This is a genomic window from Teichococcus aerofrigidensis (genome assembly GCF_054073225.1).
This window is the reverse complement of record NZ_JBSXMU010000083.1, coordinates 1-15579: the sequence shown is the minus strand read 5'-3', so window position 1 is coordinate 15579 and position 15579 is coordinate 1. Positions and strand designations below refer to the sequence as shown.

Below are 15579 nucleotides of genomic sequence, written 5' to 3'. Positions count from 1 at the left end.
GCGGCAACCCGCGCGGCCCGCGCGGCCTCCTGCAGCGCGGCCTCGATGGCGGTGGGGGAGGACGTCTCGGCGATGGCGTTCACGTCAGGCGCTCCGTTGCGGGACCGGGCGGGGTGGCGGCTCCGGCGGCCGTGCAGGTCAGGGTATGGAGAAAGACCGAAAAGGCGAATTGCTCGGCGCCCTCGCGCCGGTCGAAGCTGGAGCCGAAGCAGGGGCGGTGCAGCAGGAACTCGGCCGCACCCTCTCCCAGGGGCAGCTCCGGCACCTCCAGCCAGTGCCGCTCGTTGGCGGTCCAGCGGGCGCCGGGGCCCGCGGCGGACCAGTGATACAGGGTGAGCGCCGTCGAGCCCCCGGCGTTGAAGGCGGGCGGCGGCAGGCCATGCAGGACGAGGCGGCGCGGCCCGCCGCCGGCTCCGGCGCGCAGGCTGAGGCGGGAGACCGGGCCGAGGCGGATGCCGGCGCTGGTCCGCTTCACCTCGGAACTCGCCAGGCTGGCCTCGATCCCCTCGTCCAGCGACAGGCTCAACCGCTGGCCGGCTCCGTCGCGCAGCAGCGCCATGGCCTCGTCCAGCGCGCCGTCGACGCCGGCCCGCAGCAGGCGCAGCTGGCCCAGCTGCAGGGAGCCCCCGTCCAGGCCGCGCGCGGCCGTCGCCAGCTCCGCCGCGGCACCGGCACGATCGCCGGCGAAGAGCGCGGCCCGGGCATGAAGCAGCCGGAAGGCAGGGCTGTCCCGATGGGCCGGCGCGGCGCCGGCCTCCGCCAGCAGGGCCGGCAGCGGCGCGCCGGTGGCGAGGGCGTCGATGAAGCCCTCGAAGCGCCGCTCCGTCTTGAGGGTCTGCGGCAGGTTGTGGAGGCCGTCACGCACCAGGGCGACGCCCGGCCAGCCCTCCTCGACGAAGCGCCAGGCGTTGCGGAGGTCGAGCATCGCGGCATCGCCGAACAGGATCAGGTGCCGCCCCGGCTCCGGGCGGCGGGGCGCGAGCCGGTCGAGGCCCCGCATGCCGTGGTCGTGGATCCAGCGCCGGTGGCGGATGGCCACCTGGCCCTCCCCCTCCAGATCGACCGAGATGGGCGGCGACATGGCGACGACGCGGGCCCGCGGCAGGGCCTCGCCCAGCAGCAGGGCGCCATAGGCCCCCATGCTGACGCCCAGGATCGTGACGTGTCCGTAGTCGCGCCCGGCGAGGCGGCCGGTAAGCCAGCCCAGCAGCGCCGCCCAGCCCTCCGGGGCATTGTACCAGCTGCGCAGCTGGTCGCGGATCAGCAGGGTGTCCACGGGGCGGCGCGCCAGGCTGCCGGCGAACTCGTAGCTGGCGAGGGGCGCCGAGGTGTTGCCGACGCCGGTCAGCGCGATGACGAGGCCGCGCGGCGCGGCACACCGGCTGAAGCGAGCCTCGTAGCCGCCGAAGCGGACCTCCTCCACGCTGCCGTTCCCCGCTTCCTGCCCATCCACCATTGGCCCGCCCGCTGACATCTCACCCTCTTCTCTGGCGATGCTGGCGGTCCCACCCGCGGCGGGCAAGGGGGTCGGCCCCGCGCCTAGAGCAGCACGAGATCGTCGCGGTGGACGATCTCGGCACGGCCGCGCCAGCCCAGGATGGCCTCGATCTCCTCCGAGCGGCGGCCGGCGATCTGCCGGGCGGCCTCGGCGTCATAGGCGGAGAGGCCCCGCGCCAGCTCGAGGCCGGCCTCGTCGCGGATGGAAAGCGGGTCGCCGCGGTGGAAGCTGCCCTCGACGGCGCGCACCCCGGCGGGCAGCAGGGAGCGACCCTGGCGCAGCGCCCCGGCCGCGCCGGCATCGACGCGCAGCACGCCGAGCGGCGCGAGCGAGCCGGCGATCCATTGCTTGCGGGCCGAGCGGCCCTCCGGCGCCGGCAGGAACCAGGTGCAGCGGCCGCCCTGCTCCAGCGCGGCCAGCGGATGGGGCCGCTGGCCGAGCGCGATGGCCATGGCGCAGCCGGCGCCGGTGGCGATCCGCGCGGCGATCAGCTTGGTGCGCATGCCGCCCGAGGAATAGCCCGGCGGCGGCTCGCCCCCCATGGCCATGATCTCCTCGCTGATGCGCTCCACCACCGGGATATGGGCGGCGGCGGGGTCGGTGCGGGGGTCGGCCGTGTAGAGGCCGTCGATATCGGACAGCAGCACCAGCGCGTCGGCCTGGATCATCTCGGCGACACGCGCCGCCAGGCGGTCGTTGTCGCCGAAGCGGATCTCGGCGGTGGCGACGGTGTCGTTCTCGTTGATCACCGGCACGCAGCCGAGATCGAGCAGTGTGCCCAGCGTGGCGCGGGCATTGAGGTAGCGCCGGCGGTCCTCGCTGTCCTCCAGTGTCAGCAGCAGCTGCGCCGCGTTCAGCCCGTGGCGCGACAGGGCGGCCTGCCAGGCCCCCGCCAGCCGGATCTGCCCGACCGCCGCCGCCGCCTGCTTCTCCTCCAGCCGCAACCTGCGCCGGGTGAGGCCGAGGGCGTGGCGGGCCAGGGCGATGGCGCCCGAGGAGACCAGCACCACCTCCACCCCGCGCGCCCGCAGCGCCGCCACATCCTCGGCCACCGAGGCGAGCCACGCCTCGCGCGGGGTCGCGGTCTGGCCGTCCACCACCAGGGCGGAGCCGATCTTGACGACGAGGCGGCGGGTGGCGGCGAGCGAGGGCGTCATGCGCCCTGGTCCTCGCGCTGGCGGCGGATGGTGTCGGCCAGCTCCCGCAGCGTCTCCGGCACGCCGTCCTGGGTGGCACCGCTGATCAGCCGGACGGGGCGGCCGAGCGCGCGCTCCAGCGCCTTGGCGCGGCTGGCCCGGGCCTGCGGGGTCATGGCGTCGAGCTTGTTCAGCGCGACGATCTCGGGCTTGTCCGCCAGCCCACCGCCATACTCCGCCAGCTCGCCGCGCACCGTCTCATAGGCGCGGACCGGATCGGGCTGGCTGCCGTCGATCAGGTGCAGCAGCACGGCGCAGCGCTCGACATGGCCAAGGAAGCGGGTGCCGAGCCCTGCGCCCTCCGCCGCGCCCTCGATCAGGCCGGGAATATCGGCCAGGACGAATTCCTCGGTGGCGTTCAGCCGCACCACGCCGAGCTGCGGCGTCAGCGTGGTGAAGGGGTAGTCGGCGATCTTGGGCTTCGCCGCGCTGACCACGGAGAGGAAGGTGGACTTGCCGGCATTGGGCAGGCCGATCAGGCCGGCATCGGCGATCAGCTTGAGGCGCAGCCAGAGCCAGCGCTCCTCGCCCGGCCAGCCCTTGTCGGCGCGGCGGGGCGCGCGGTTGGTCGAGGTCTTGAAATGCGCGTTGCCGTGGCCGCCATCGCCGCCCTGGCAGATCACGGCGCGCTGGCCCTCGCGCACCAGATCGGCCAGCACGGTCTCCTTGTCCTCGGCCAGGATGACGGTGCCCACCGGCACCTTCAGCACGACATCCTCCGACCCCGCCCCCGTGCGGTCGGAGCCGGCCCCGTTGCCGCCCTTGCGGGCCTTGAAGTGCTGGGCGTAGCGGTAGTCGATCAGCGTGTTGAGGCCGGGCACGGCCTCAACGATGACGTCGCCGCCCTTGCCGCCCTTGCCGCCATCCGGGCCGCCGAACTCGATGTACTTCTCGCGGCGGAAGGCGACGACGCCGTCGCCGCCATCGCCGGCCTTCACCCAGATCTTGGCTTCGTCGAGGAACTTCATCAGGCTTGGGGGTCCGGTCGGGCAGGGGGAAGCGGGGGTGCCAAAAAACGAAAACGGGGGCCTTGCGGCCCCCGTTCGCGGTCGAAGTGTCGTCGCGGAGGCGCGCGGGCTTACTCGGCGGCCTGCGGCAGCGGCTCCACGGAGACATGCACGCGGCCCTCGGCGCGGCGGGTGAACTTCACCCTGCCCTCGACGGTGGCGTGCAGGGAGTGGGTACGGCCGACCAGGACGTTCTGGCCCGGGACCATCTTGGTGCCGCGCTGGGTCACGATGATGTTGCCGGCCAGCACATGCTCGCCGCCGAACTTCTTGACGCCGAGGCGCTTGCCGGCGGAGTCGCGACCGTTGCGGGAGGAACCGCCAGCCTTCTTGTGAGCCATGGGGAGTGTCTCCTACGGAAGCCGGTTCAGGCCGCGTTGATGGCCGAGATGCGCAGCACGGTCTGGTGCTGGCGATGGCCGTTCTTGCGGCGGCTGTTCTGCCGGCGGCGCTTCTTGAAGATGATGACCTTGTCGCCGCGGTTCTGCTCGACCACGGTCGCGGTCACGGTCGCGCCGGCCACGGTGGGGGCGCCGATGGTCAGCCCGGCCTCGCCGCCGATGGCGAGCACGTCCTGGAAGGTCACGGTCGCGCCGGCTTCGGCGTCGAGACGCTCGACGGTCAGAACGGCATCCGGGGTGACGCGGTACTGCTTGCCGCCGGTGCGGATCACTGCGTAGGTCATGGTGCGCCCTGAAAGCTCTCTGCCGTTACTGGCCTGGTCTACAATGAGGATCGGCCGGAAACGGCCTTCGGCGAGGCACGAGGCCCCGCCGGGAGGACGGGCGTATAGCGCCGAGGCGGCGAGGGAGTCAACGGCGATGGTCCGGGATGGCGGAAATCCCGCACGGCATCCGTTGCGCTGCCGCCCGCATGCCTTTATACCCCCGCCCGCCTGCCGACCAGGCGCGCCCCGCGGAGAGGTGGCAGAGTGGTCGATCGCGTCGGTCTCGAAAACCGAAGTACCTGCAAGGGTACCGTGGGTTCGAATCCCACCCTCTCCGCCAGCACCCTAGGTATTCTGCGGCTTTCCGGGCGACGGATCGCATTTACCCCCAACGCTACCCCCAACGCAGACAGAGGTTGCCCCCGATCGGGCCTCCGGGATTGGCACCCCGAGGCGTCGCACCAGGGCCGGGGCGAGATACAGGTAGCGGCCATCCATGAGGGTGATGAAGAGCCAGCCGCCGGGGCCAGGAACAATCTCGGCGCCAGGCGTGGTGAGATAGGCGGTGGCACGCGCTTCCAGGCTTCCCCTCTCCCAGGCTCGCCCCGGCCTATAGGCCAGCCACGGCCGCTCCGGCGCCGCCCTGGGGGTGCCTGATGCCGGAGCTGATGCCTCCCCCTCCGGTGGCGGTGGCGGTGGCGGGGTTCCCTGGGCCGCCGGGGTCATGCGCTCGGCCAGCGCCGCCTTCACCTCGTCCCGAGCCGCCCGCAGCGCCGCCAGCAGGTCCTCCGGCGGCGGGGTGCTGGCCCGCCACCGCAACCTGCCGTTGTCAAGGAACAGGGTGAGGCCGGCCGCCTCGGCGCGGCGGATCAGGGCTTCAACGCCCATAACCGCACATGTCAGCCGTCCCGAAGTTCCGCGTTTTAGCGTTCCCAGCGTTCCAGCGTTCCAAGCCCTTCTGGATCAATGCGTTACGCGGAACGCTGGCAAACATTACAGCGTTCCGCAGCGGTCCCGCAGCGTTCCCGAGAGCCGAAATCCCGGCTTTTGAGGCGATGTTCCGGTCACGTTCACGGCGTCGCGCATCAAGCATCGCGCTTTCCTCCGATCCAGATGAAGGGTTTGCAGCGGTCCCGGCGTTCCGCCGCCGGGCCGGGCGCCGGAGCCTAGAGGTCCCCGGACCACTCAACCGAAGGTGGCGGTGGCGGTGCATCCTCGGCGCCGGGCTGGCTCGCCTCGGGCGGCCGGTGGTGCAGGGTGATCTTGCGGCCCGCGCGCCCGCCGCCGGACGGAAGCACCACCTCGACGCCGCCGCGCCGGAGCGCCGGTGCGATGCGCCGGAGGCGGGCGGAAAGGCGGGTGCTGTCCTTCGGCCAGTCCCGCTGCCGCTGCCGGTCCAGCGGCACATCGAGGTTGATCGCGGCCAGCAGCTCGCTGGATAGGCCCTCCCAGCGGCCGTGCTGCACGGCGATGCCCCGGACGGCGATGGCGAGGCTGTCCGCCTCGATCACCCCCGCCACCGCCGCCGCGCGGTTCTCTTCCAGGGCTTCAAGCATATCGGCTTCGGTCCAGCCGAAGGCCGGCGCCATGGCGGCGCAGAGGCGGGCGAAGTCGGCCATGCGCGGCAGCCGCTCGATATGCAGGCCGGGCAGCCGGGCCAGGGCCATCCGCAACCCGTCCAGCAGCAGCGCCAGGATGCTGGCGCGGGCGGCCTCGAAGTCGCGCCACACCTCCGCCTCGGGCTTGCGCTTGTCGTCCGGGATCGGCGGCAGGGTGATGGAGATGGCGCGGTCGGCGAGGTCGCCACGGGCCAGCAACGAGGGAATTCCATTCAGTAAGCAAGGGTTGCAGACGTGGACGGTGTGCTCTTCGCCGTTGCTGTAGAGCATGCGCTCGCCGAAGCCGCCGCCGGAGGCGATCCGGCACAACGCATCGGCCATGTCACTGTCCAGCGATGACAAGTTGTCGAAGCTCAGCACGCGGGAGTTCCGCGCGGCGATGACCAGGTCCCGCTCTTCGCGCGGCGCCGCGCGGGCATCGGCATGGTTCGGATCGACCAGCCGCCGCAGCATCTTCGAGGCCGTGGTCTTGCCACTGCCTTGTTCGCCATCGACGGCCAAAATGGGAAACGGCCCTTCCGGACACAGGCAAGCCACAAGCCAGGCCACGCTAAGGCGAAGGTCGGCGCTGGGGCCACCACCGTCGCCCGGTCGTAGGTTGAGGATGGTGGCCAGGGAGGCCAGCGTGGCCGCCGGGTCGCCGCGTTGGGGCACGGGCAGCGGCATCAGTCCGCCGGGCCGGATCAGCGGCACATCGGCCCTATCGACAACTTCCCAGCCCTCCGCTGTGATCTTGACCAGCCGCCACGTCTCGTCCCCGAGGTCGAGCCAGACGACGCCATTCGGGGTGCGACAGACGCGCGGGCGTGGGTCGCGCACCTCGCCGCGCAGAGCCATCGCCTCGCAGGCGCCGATGGCTTCGGAGAGCGCCTGATCCGGAATCGCGCCGGGGCGCGGCGGGCGGCCAGTGCCTTCGGACAGGACGGGGTGGCGGTCGCCATAGACGAGCCGCAACAGGTTCTTGAAGTCCCGTCCCCGAACCGAGAAGCGCAGCAGCCGGTCATCCTGTGGCACGGTCGCGTAGGCGTCGCCGCGCGCGTCGCGCCAGAAGGTGGCGCCCAGGTCCAGCAGCGCCTCGATGGCGTCGTCCCTGGCGTTCCCGTCCCGGCGCGGCCGTTCCTTCTTGTCGCCTTTCTTGCTGTCGCCAGCACGCTTCTTGCCGCCGCGCTGGGGCAACTGCACCACGTTCGAGGTCGGAGGCGGCTCCGCGCCGTCGCTGATAGTGTAGCCGTCATCGGCCATTCGGGTTCTCCCTGGCCTTGCGTGCCAGCAGGTCGGCGAAGTCCTCGCCGTCATTGTCAGGGGTTGCCACGCGGACGCGGCGGTTCTCATCCCGCCACCGCCGCGCGGCGGTGGCGGCGGCGTCGCGGCCAGGGGGATCGGCGTCGGCGCCGATCAGCACATGATCACAGGCCGGCAGGGGCGGCAGGTCGAGGTTGGCAAGGTTCCCGGCCGCCACGGCCGCCCAGCACGGCGCGCCCAGCAGATGGGACGCGGCCAGGGCGGTCTCATTCCCCTCGCCCAGCACAAGGGGACGGCCGGCGACGGGGGCATGCAGCATCACCACGCCGCCCGCCACGGAGCCGAGGGTGGCCTTCTGCGGCTCCACATCGGCCTTGCCGCTGCCGTCAGGGCGCAGATAGGTGCGGTGCACCGCCAGCGGCTCGCCATCTGTGGCCCGACGCACCAGGGCCAGCAGGCAAGGGAAGCGCCGATCCGTGGCCGGATGCGCGGCGCGGGGATGGTAGCGGAGTTGTTTCCCCACCTCCGGAGACGGGAAGGCCCGCCACGCCTCCCACACCCTGCGGGCGCGAAGATATGTCTCCGCCGGGGTGTCAGTGACGGGCACCGCCTCGGACCACATCCGCTCGGCCCAGGCGCGCTTCCTGGCGGGCGACGGGCCGTCCCGGTGCTGGATCACGGCCGGTGGCGGTGGCGGCGTCCAATCCTCGCCCAGGGCCGCGCGCACGGCTGCCGTCAGGGCGGCCTTGTCCTGGCACGATGCACACCACCAGAGAGGCCGGCCATCCTGCTCTCTGACGGAGAAGGTCGTCGGATACCCACAGGCTGGGCACGCGCCGCGCCACGCGCCGCCGTAGCTCCGCCGCAAGCCCAGCTTCTCCGCGAGCTCGCGGGCGGTGGCGGCGGTCATGCCTCGGCCTCCGCGTCGAGGCTGAGCGCGGCCATGCCCTCGCTCAGCGCATCCATGGCTTCGGCCAGCCGACGCTTCACCGCTGCCGGGTCGTCGGCTTCGTGGAAGGCGCAGGCGATCAGATCGCGCAGTACCTCGAAAGCTTGGAGGCCCTCGGCGCAGGCCAGCACCAGCTCTTCCACCTCGGGCGAGAAGCCGGGGGCCGCGCTCATGCCCGGCCTCCCGCTCGGACGCCGCCCGCATTGATGATGCGCGCCCGCTCCGCGCGCGCTGCCGCCGCGAAGCTTGCCCAGGCTTCGGCGGCCACGGCTTCCTCGGCGCGGCGCTGCATGCCGAGATGGATCAGGCGCAGAAGGTCGGCGAAGTCGGCGTCGTTCACATTATGGAAGGTGTGGGCGAAGGTCCGCCCGATCCCCGCCACCGCCGCGAGGTCGTGCAGGTTGGTCGGTGGCGCGCCGCCGGGGGAGAGGTGCAACGTCATGATGGTTCCATCCTCGGCAGCGCCGGAAAGAGGCGAGCCGCGTCGGCTGCCAGGCTGTCGGCCACAGCATTCTCCGCATCGGTCATGCCGTGGCCGGTGGCGGCGGCGGAGACGATCAGCGACTTCGTGGCGAGGCCGAGGGGGGAGGTCGCGGGCGTCTCGGCGATCCGGTCGAGGATGCTCTCGCGCTTGTCCGTTGCCGCGCTCGCCGCTTCCTCTAGCCGCTCTTCCTGGGGCTGACCCATGGCGCGGCTGCACCGTACCCAAGCGGCTTCTTCCGTCTGGATCGCGGCGCGAAGCTGCCACGCCAGATCGACCAGGAGCGCGTCATCGTGGGGCTTCTGCGGGAGGGGCGGGAGCGGATCGCCGCCGTTGCCGAAGAGGCGCGCCAAATCGTTGGTGGTGTCCCAGCTCCAATCTGCTGCCGTGCCGTGCTCGGGGCGCTCCACGCCATCGACCTCCCGGGCCTCGGCCTTCGCCGCGAGAGCCTTCGCCACCAACCCAGGCAGTGAAGCAGGGCGCGCGGCGGAGATGGCGTCGCGCGTGGCTTCGTAGGCGCGCCAGAGGGGGTTCTGATCTTCGTCCAGATCGGACCGGTCGCTGTTGTACGCGCGAAGATTGGCGACATGCGCGGCGCACAGGCGCACCAGACCGGCATCGGGGTTTTCCCCTTCGCGGAGGCAAACCTGCCCGCTAGGCAGGTTTGCCTCATCAAGGGGAGGAACCCTATTGTGGGGAACTCCCATATTTGCAACCGGCACCGCCGACGCGGCGGTGGCGGGGAGCAGTGCGGCGGCCAGGGTGGCGCGGCGGGAGAGGGTGCGGCGCATCACAGTGACCCTCCCCAGGCGGCGAAGATCAGGGCAGCCAGCGCCAGCAGCGGCACAGCGGCGGCCAGGGCATGCTCGGCGCGGTCGGGGGCCGGGATCGGCGTCGGGGCGCGGGTCATGCCAGCACCCCCGCCAGGAAGCCCAGCAGGCCCGCCACCGCCGGCACGGCGAGGCGGGCGAGGTCGGCGCGCAGCGGCAGCGGCGGCAGGCTGCCCGTGACGATATAGGCCAAGGCGCGGCGCAGAGGGCCAGGCGCATAGGTGGTGGAAGGGGCAAGCGCGGGGCGCGACGGCGCACGCCCGGAAACACCATTCGACATGGTGCGGTCCTTACGGTTCGCGTTGCCGGGCAGCAGGCGGTTTCTCAGGCCGCAAGCCGTCCGGGGGTGAGAAACCCGCCGTAAGTCGGGCGCGCATGACTTTAGGCAGCCGCTTTCGCGGCACCCTCGGACATGCTCATGCGCCCCCCGGACGATGGATGCGTGTGGACGCTCTATCGCGGCGTTGCGCTTACGGCAGCAAAGGAGTTTCTCAGGCTCCGGCGGCGAGCCTTGCCCGGTGGCGAGCTCGGCGTCAACCAGCTTCTCGTCCGGCGGCCCCTTCCGGCCCGCCACCGCCGGGGGCGGCCAATCCTCCGCGCAAAAGTCCGGACCGGGTCGAAGGCCGGGCCAACGGGTGGCATGGTCACTCCGCCATGTCAGCAAGGCGCGATCGTGCGCGGCCTGGGCATGCAACCAGCGCAGCGCCTCCACGCGCTGGGCCAGGATCACGGGATCGGTCATCGCCGCCCCTCCCAGCCCGACCGCAGCGCCGCCCGCGCCTCCGCCACCGCCTGGCGGGCGATGCCACTGGCGATCACATGGCGGAGCGACCCCGCAGGCAGCAGAAGCGCCAGGAGCGGCGCGCAGGCGGTATAGGCGGCCCGTCCGGCCTCCGGTCCGGTCTCTTCCGGCGGCCGGCTCCTGCCCTCGCGCAGGGCCGCCAAGGCGGCGGTAGCGGCGACGTAGGCGGCGCGGCCCAGCAAATCGGCGGGGGTTTCCGGGGGCATCACCGGACGGCCTTGGCCGGCACGGGCGCGGCGCGGGTGGCTTCCAGGGCGGCCAGCAGCTCGCTGCGCTTCCAGCGCGGAGACTTCGGGCTAGGGTAGTACGGTTGCGGGAAGCGTCCTGTCCGCACGCCCGCCCAGAAGGTCGAGAGCGACACGCCAACCACGGACTTGGCTTCCGCCGCGCTGAGGTGCGGGTCGGGCTCCTGCCATCCGGCGGCGGCCGGGGCGGCGGCGGTGGAGAGCAAGGCGCTGCGGCGCCTCGTAGGCTGTGCGGGGGTGTCCATGATCGTGTCCCTCAGTGTGAGGGAGACACAACAGCGTCACAGAAAACCGTGCGGGCAACCGTACTGTTTGACGGTAGGGTTCCGCACGGTTCCCCGCACGGTCAGGGCTTTCGCTTTTTCGCACCCCCGGCGGTCCAGGCCGTGAAGCCCGCCAACGCTTCCTGCCTCGCATCCCGATAGGCCGTCTTTGGAAGACGATCACTCCACAGCACGTAGTGGTCCTTCTTCTCTATTGTGCGCTGATCAGGACTGGCCTCCGCCCTAGATCGCAGATCGGCCACACACTCCCCATAGGCTTTCGGGTCATACCTGCCGGTGAAGTGCTCGTTCGCTCCAGGCGGCGACACAGCTTTCCTGGCTGTGGGCGGTGGCGGCAAAGCCTGAGTCGCAGAGGCTGTCCCGACTGAGGTGCTCGGCGCCATTACCCGCACCTCGCGCCAGTAGATCAGCCGATCTTCATCCACCTCGCTAATCAGCCTCCCGTTCGGGCTGAAGGTCAGCATGGCGGAAACCGAACGCGGATCGGGTGACGGCACACCTGGCATGGGCAAGGGTTCCAGCCGCAAATATACCGTGCCCTCCCGCATCAGCGAACGCAGATCGCGAGGTACGGCGCGCCGCTCCTGCCGCTCGGGGTCATAGGCTGTTACCTCGATGTCGCCGCCCTCGATCCCCGCCCACAGGGCCGCCCAGCCGACACCTGCGAGGGCTTCCGCCCTAGCCTCGGCCTCTCGGTCATACCCCTTGTTCAACGAGCCGATGGGGCCGCGCGGATAGCCCTTCGCATAGAGAGCGACGAGCTCGTCCCGCTCAGCGGAAGGCAGCAGCATCGCCACGGCCGCGCGCCACCCCAGGCCCTCGGCCGGCCAGACGGCAGGCAGGGGCAGCCAGGAGGGCGGCGGCGACAAAGCACCAGGAGGAACGTCTTGATGGCGGGCGGCAGTGCGGCGTGGCGGGGCGGCAGGTGGGGATGACGGAAAAACAAGAGGGACGGAGAGCGGGTCCCAGAAACGATCCATCTCCCGGCGGCGATCCTCATCAGCCTGCGCTCGGCGGCGCTCATCCTCGGCCTGGCGCAGCGCCGCTTCCACATGCGCGACGCTCAAGCCTTCGTTCATCTGTCCATGCGGCCCGGACACCCAGGCGCCGAAGCCGTGCTGCCTTCCAGCGCCGGCCAGGGAGACGCCAGAGCCGGCGCCGAAGGCATCGCTCACGCCACTGGCGGTGCTGGGGCCAGTCCGGGCGGTGAGGACGACGCCCGGCTTCGGCCCAGCCACCCGCGCCATGACATCGCGCCAGCCGGGCAGCGGTGCAGTCAGGTTGCCGGCATTGCCACGGCGACACTCGGAAGCAGAGATGCGCTCCATGTGGCCGGCCGCCCCCCGGCGCCCTTCCAGCTCGTATCGTCCCGCCTCCCAGGCCGCAAAGAGCCGCAGGCCGGCTTCGTGGCGAAGGGCGAACATCTCGTCATGCTCGGGAAGCCATGGCGCGGGCTCTACCTTCCGCCCTTCGTACCCGGCGTACCCCATGGCGCGGTGCCAGCCGGTGGATTGCCGGTGCACGTCCAGGCGCTCGCGCGGCCACCGCCGTTCCAGATCGGCAAGGCGATCCCGGTCGGCGTCCGGCAGCAGGCTCCGCGCCACCTCTCCGAAGGACGCCCACGCGTTCTGGACGCCGCCCGGCGCCCCATTTCCATCGTCCATTGCCGGCCCACGACCAGCCCACGCCAGGAGGTGGGGCGGCGGCCGGGCGTGGGTCCCGGCAATTCGGCGGCCAAACCTAGCCGCCCCAGGCCGTAATCTATGCCAGGGCAGACGGCCAGGGCGAGCGGCTCAAAAGGACGAAATTCGTACATATGACGAGCGGGGCAGGCGGTGGCGGCCAGACGGAAAGGCAGACCAAAAGATTTCCGGCATGGCACCGAAGCCCGCCGTCTCCCGACAAGCGGAACAGCAACAGAAGCCGATTTTTTCCTTAACAAACAGAGGGTGAAACCGGGGCGCGAATTACCCGTGGTCGCGTCCATCGCCAGGAAGGACCCAAGGAGGGGGGGGTACCCCCCCCTCCCTGCCGGCGGGCGGTGGCGGCGGCGCGGTACCTCATGCCAGGAACCGAGGGGTTGAGAGCGGAGCGGAGTGTCCGGGATGGATTGCGCCATTTGCGCGGAAATTTGCGGCGCCACTACCGGACCGGCGCGGCTCAAACCACTGTGCGCAAATTCCCGCCCGGAAGGACCCATGGGGGTGGGGGTCTAGGAGCAAGGCGCGGATCGGCGCGGAACTCCGCGCGGCGCAGGAGCGGGGCGAGGTGGCAAAGCCCAACCAACCAGTCAGCCAGTATGCCCAAACTCCGGACATACCGAAGCCAGCCACCCTCCCCGAGATCGGCATTCCCAGCCAGCGCGCCTCCGAGATGAAGCGCCTGGCGGAGGCGGGCGAGGGCAACCGTCCGGATGGCGGACGCTTGCCGGCCGCGCCGGAAAAAAGATCGGCGAATACTGCGGCCACACGAGAATGCCCCCAGCACGGTCCGGGCTCCCATAGCTCCTGGAGATTGGACCCCCCCTTACCCCGCAGCCTCCGGCGGGAGAGGCAGGCAAGCGACTGACATGTAGCTTTTCTGTCCGATTTCGCGGGCGCGCGAAGTTGCTGAGGGGTGCGGTCTAGCCGGAGAGCGGCCCGACTTTCGCTCCACCCCCTGCCATCCATCCGCTTGACCGCCACCGCCACCGCCACAGGGACAAGCAATGCGTTGGGCACATGCATCCTGCTGTCCGCCATGCCGGGAACGCTGAGCGGAACGCTGGGAACGCTAACCAAAAGTTTAGCGTTCCAGAATACGCGGCCAATATCAGTGCTTTATCCTGTGGAGGAACGCTGGGAACGCTGGGAACGCTACATCCCTTTAGGGTCTACAAAAAAGAAAAGGGGGATATAGGGCCTCTTTCGCGAGGGAATACAGATGCTTAGAGGCCAGGAGCCCCGCGTGGAAATGCACACGCAGCGCATCTGGATTGCAGCCGCAGGCCCCCAGGGAGGGGCACGGGGAGGGAGAAGGACAGGAAGGGAGGCGGCAGGAACCAGCCGGAGCCGGCGGTGGCGGTCAGCCGGCGCGGGGTGAGCGGGAGAGCGGCAGCACCTTGCCGGATGGCCTGCCGCACCAGTCGGCCCAGGCGTCCATCAGTCCCCGGCGGCGGTCCAGCAGGTCGGAGCGCGCATAGGCCGCCTCGGCCTTGTCGCGGATGGTATGGGCCAGGGCGGCCTCGGCCACCTCCCGGCCTTCCGGCCGCGTCTCCCCCGCCCAATCCCGGAAGGTGCTGCGAAAGCCGTGCGGCACCACCGCCCGGCCCTCGGCATCCCGCCATGCCGGTTCATCGCCACCGGCCTCGGTGTTCATGCGGCGGATCACCATCGCCACCGTCATGTCGGAGAGCGCCGCGCCGGCTCTGAGCGGGCTGGGGAAGATCAGGCTGGTCTTGCCTCGCCCCAGCGGTCGGACGGCTTCCAGCACCGCCAGGGCGGCCGGGGAGAGGGGAACACGGTGGCGGCGCTTGGCCTTCATCCGCTCCGCCGGGACGAGCCAGACACGCTCCTGCCAGTCGATCTCCTGCCAGCGCGCCAGCCGCACCTCGCCCGTCCTGGCGGCCGTCAGGATGGCGAAGACCAGGGCATGCACCGCAACGCCCTCCCGGCCCCGCAGCGCCGCCATGAAGGCCGGCATCTGGCGCCAGGGCAGGGAAGGGTGGTGCTCCGGCCGGCGGACCTTCCGGGGCCTGGGCAGCACCTCGGCCAGGTGGCCGCGCCAGCGGGCCGGGTTCTCCCCCTCCCGCCAGCCGCGCGCCCTGGCGAAGTCCAGCACCGCCTCGATGCGCCCCCGGACGCGGGAGGCGGTCTCCGGCGTGCGGGTCCAGATGCCGCGTAGCACCGTCAGCACATGCTCGGTGTCCACCACGGCCACGCCCAGCTCGCCCAGCACGGGATAGGCGTGGGTGGTGAGGGTGGCCGCCCACTGCGCCCGGTGCTTGGGGTTGCTCCACCCGCTCTCCCGCTCGGCCAGGAAGTCCTCGGCCACCATGCGGAAGGTCCGGGGCTGGGCGGCGGCGGCTTCCTCGGCGGCCCTGCGGGCTTCTTCCTCGGCCCTGCGGGTATCCAGGGGGTCATACCCCTCCCGCACCAGCCGGAGGGCGGTGGCGGCCTTCTGGCGCGCCTCGGCGAGAGTGACGCCGCCGCTGCGGCCATCCGGGTCGGCGCTGCCCAGGCCCATCTCCCGGTCGCGGGCGCGGAGGCGGTAGCGGAAGAGCCAGGACTTACCGCCACCGGGGGCGATCTGGAGGTAGAGGCCGCCACCGTCACCGATGCGGACCGGGCGCTTGTGGGTGCCGGGGTGCCGCGCCGTCGCCACTGCCCGCACCGTCAGTGTGTTGCTCTTGCCGGCCACCCCCGAAACCCTCCGCCATTGGGGGTAGATCGTAACCTACCCCCAACCCTACCCCCAACGAAAACGCGGCTTGGGTGATATGCGGTAACACGCGAGACGACGCTGCTAGACGGTAAGTGTTTGTTCGGAATGGAGAACGCTGCACGGAGCTAGACGGGGTGATACGCCCTGATTTGGGGTAGGGGCGGACACCCTCTCCGCCAGATATTCTCTGTAAGTTGTTGATTTGAAACGGTAATCCCGAGACTTCTAGATCTCAGCCCACATTTCAGCCCACGCGATGCTTCCGGACAGGGGTAAACAGTTGGTTCCGTTGCGAAGATTGTCGGTAGCCGCGAATAGCCACGATGGTAGCCAAATC

14 protein-coding genes and 1 tRNA gene are annotated in these 15579 nt (G+C 71.1%); 1 reads left to right on the top strand and 14 read right to left on the bottom strand.

The genetic code is table 11. From position 1 onward, the window contains the following. Positions 1-79: 79 nt before the first annotated feature. From ACVMLK_RS15555 to rplU, 5 genes are all read right to left on the bottom strand, one after another. Positions 80-1474 carry a hypothetical protein gene (locus ACVMLK_RS15555; RefSeq protein WP_457486898.1) on the bottom strand — a complete coding sequence of 465 codons (1395 nt, stop codon included), beginning with the start codon at positions 1472-1474 and terminating at the stop codon, positions 80-82. Between the two features lie 65 nt (positions 1475-1539). Then, positions 1540-2655: a glutamate 5-kinase gene (gene proB / locus ACVMLK_RS15550; protein WP_457486897.1), complete on the bottom strand. Its 1116-nt coding sequence runs from the start codon at positions 2653-2655 to the stop codon at positions 1540-1542. Continuing rightward, positions 2652-3662 (bottom strand): GTPase ObgE, encoded by a 1011-nt coding sequence (gene obgE / locus ACVMLK_RS15545; RefSeq protein ID WP_457486896.1) that lies wholly within the window; start codon positions 3660-3662, stop codon positions 2652-2654. The genes proB and obgE overlap by 4 nt, the downstream gene beginning before the upstream one ends. A 110-nt stretch (positions 3663-3772) precedes the next feature. Continuing rightward, the gene (gene rpmA / locus ACVMLK_RS15540) at positions 3773-4042 is read right to left on the bottom strand and encodes a 50S ribosomal protein L27 (protein WP_422921856.1); all 270 of its coding nucleotides are present in this window, start codon (positions 4040-4042) and stop codon (positions 3773-3775) included. Positions 4043-4068: 26 nt separating this feature from the next. Next, positions 4069-4386: a 50S ribosomal protein L21 gene (rplU, locus tag ACVMLK_RS15535; RefSeq protein WP_198365770.1), complete on the bottom strand. Its 318-nt coding sequence runs from the start codon at positions 4384-4386 to the stop codon at positions 4069-4071. Positions 4387-4618: 232 nt separating this feature from the next. Between rplU and ACVMLK_RS15530 the strand changes: the two genes are divergently transcribed. Beyond that, positions 4619-4708, top strand: a tRNA-Ser gene (locus tag ACVMLK_RS15530). 826 nt (positions 4709-5534) lie between these two features. Here the strand turns inward: ACVMLK_RS15530 and ACVMLK_RS15525 are convergent. The 9 genes from ACVMLK_RS15525 to ACVMLK_RS15485 all read right to left on the bottom strand — a co-directional run bounded on the left by ACVMLK_RS15525 (position 5535) and on the right by ACVMLK_RS15485 (position 15218). Then, a complete protein-coding gene (locus tag ACVMLK_RS15525) occupies positions 5535-7229 on the bottom strand; it encodes a hypothetical protein (RefSeq protein ID WP_457486895.1) in 1695 nt (564 codons plus the stop codon). Then, positions 7219-7956: a DUF7146 domain-containing protein gene (locus ACVMLK_RS15520; RefSeq protein WP_457486894.1), complete on the bottom strand. Its 738-nt coding sequence runs from the start codon at positions 7954-7956 to the stop codon at positions 7219-7221. Before ACVMLK_RS15520 ends, ACVMLK_RS15525 begins: the two co-directional genes overlap by 11 nt. A 179-nt stretch (positions 7957-8135) precedes the next feature. Then, complete coding sequence (locus tag ACVMLK_RS15515; RefSeq protein WP_457486893.1) at positions 8136-8351, bottom strand: hypothetical protein; 216 nt, start codon at positions 8349-8351, stop codon at positions 8136-8138. Next, entirely contained in the window at positions 8348-8620 is a 273-nt protein-coding gene (locus ACVMLK_RS15510) for a hypothetical protein (RefSeq protein WP_457486892.1), read from the bottom strand. Before ACVMLK_RS15510 ends, ACVMLK_RS15515 begins: the two co-directional genes overlap by 4 nt. Then, positions 8617-9450: a hypothetical protein gene (locus ACVMLK_RS15505; protein ID WP_457486891.1), complete on the bottom strand. Its 834-nt coding sequence runs from the start codon at positions 9448-9450 to the stop codon at positions 8617-8619. Before ACVMLK_RS15505 ends, ACVMLK_RS15510 begins: the two co-directional genes overlap by 4 nt. 777 nt (positions 9451-10227) lie before the next feature. Further along, entirely contained in the window at positions 10228-10497 is a 270-nt protein-coding gene (locus ACVMLK_RS15500; RefSeq protein WP_457486890.1) for a hypothetical protein, read from the bottom strand. Beyond that, a complete protein-coding gene (locus ACVMLK_RS15495) occupies positions 10497-10781 on the bottom strand; it encodes a helix-turn-helix transcriptional regulator (protein ID WP_457486889.1) in 285 nt (94 codons plus the stop codon). Before ACVMLK_RS15495 ends, ACVMLK_RS15500 begins: the two co-directional genes overlap by 1 nt. A 101-nt stretch (positions 10782-10882) precedes the next feature. Continuing rightward, positions 10883-12484, bottom strand: a complete 1602-nt coding sequence (locus ACVMLK_RS15490; RefSeq protein ID WP_457486888.1) for a hypothetical protein — start codon at positions 12482-12484, stop codon at positions 10883-10885. A gap of 1399 nt (positions 12485-13883) precedes the next feature. Then, positions 13884-15218 (bottom strand): tyrosine-type recombinase/integrase, encoded by a 1335-nt coding sequence (locus tag ACVMLK_RS15485; protein ID WP_457486887.1) that lies wholly within the window; start codon positions 15216-15218, stop codon positions 13884-13886. Positions 15219-15579: the final 361 nt, after the last annotated feature.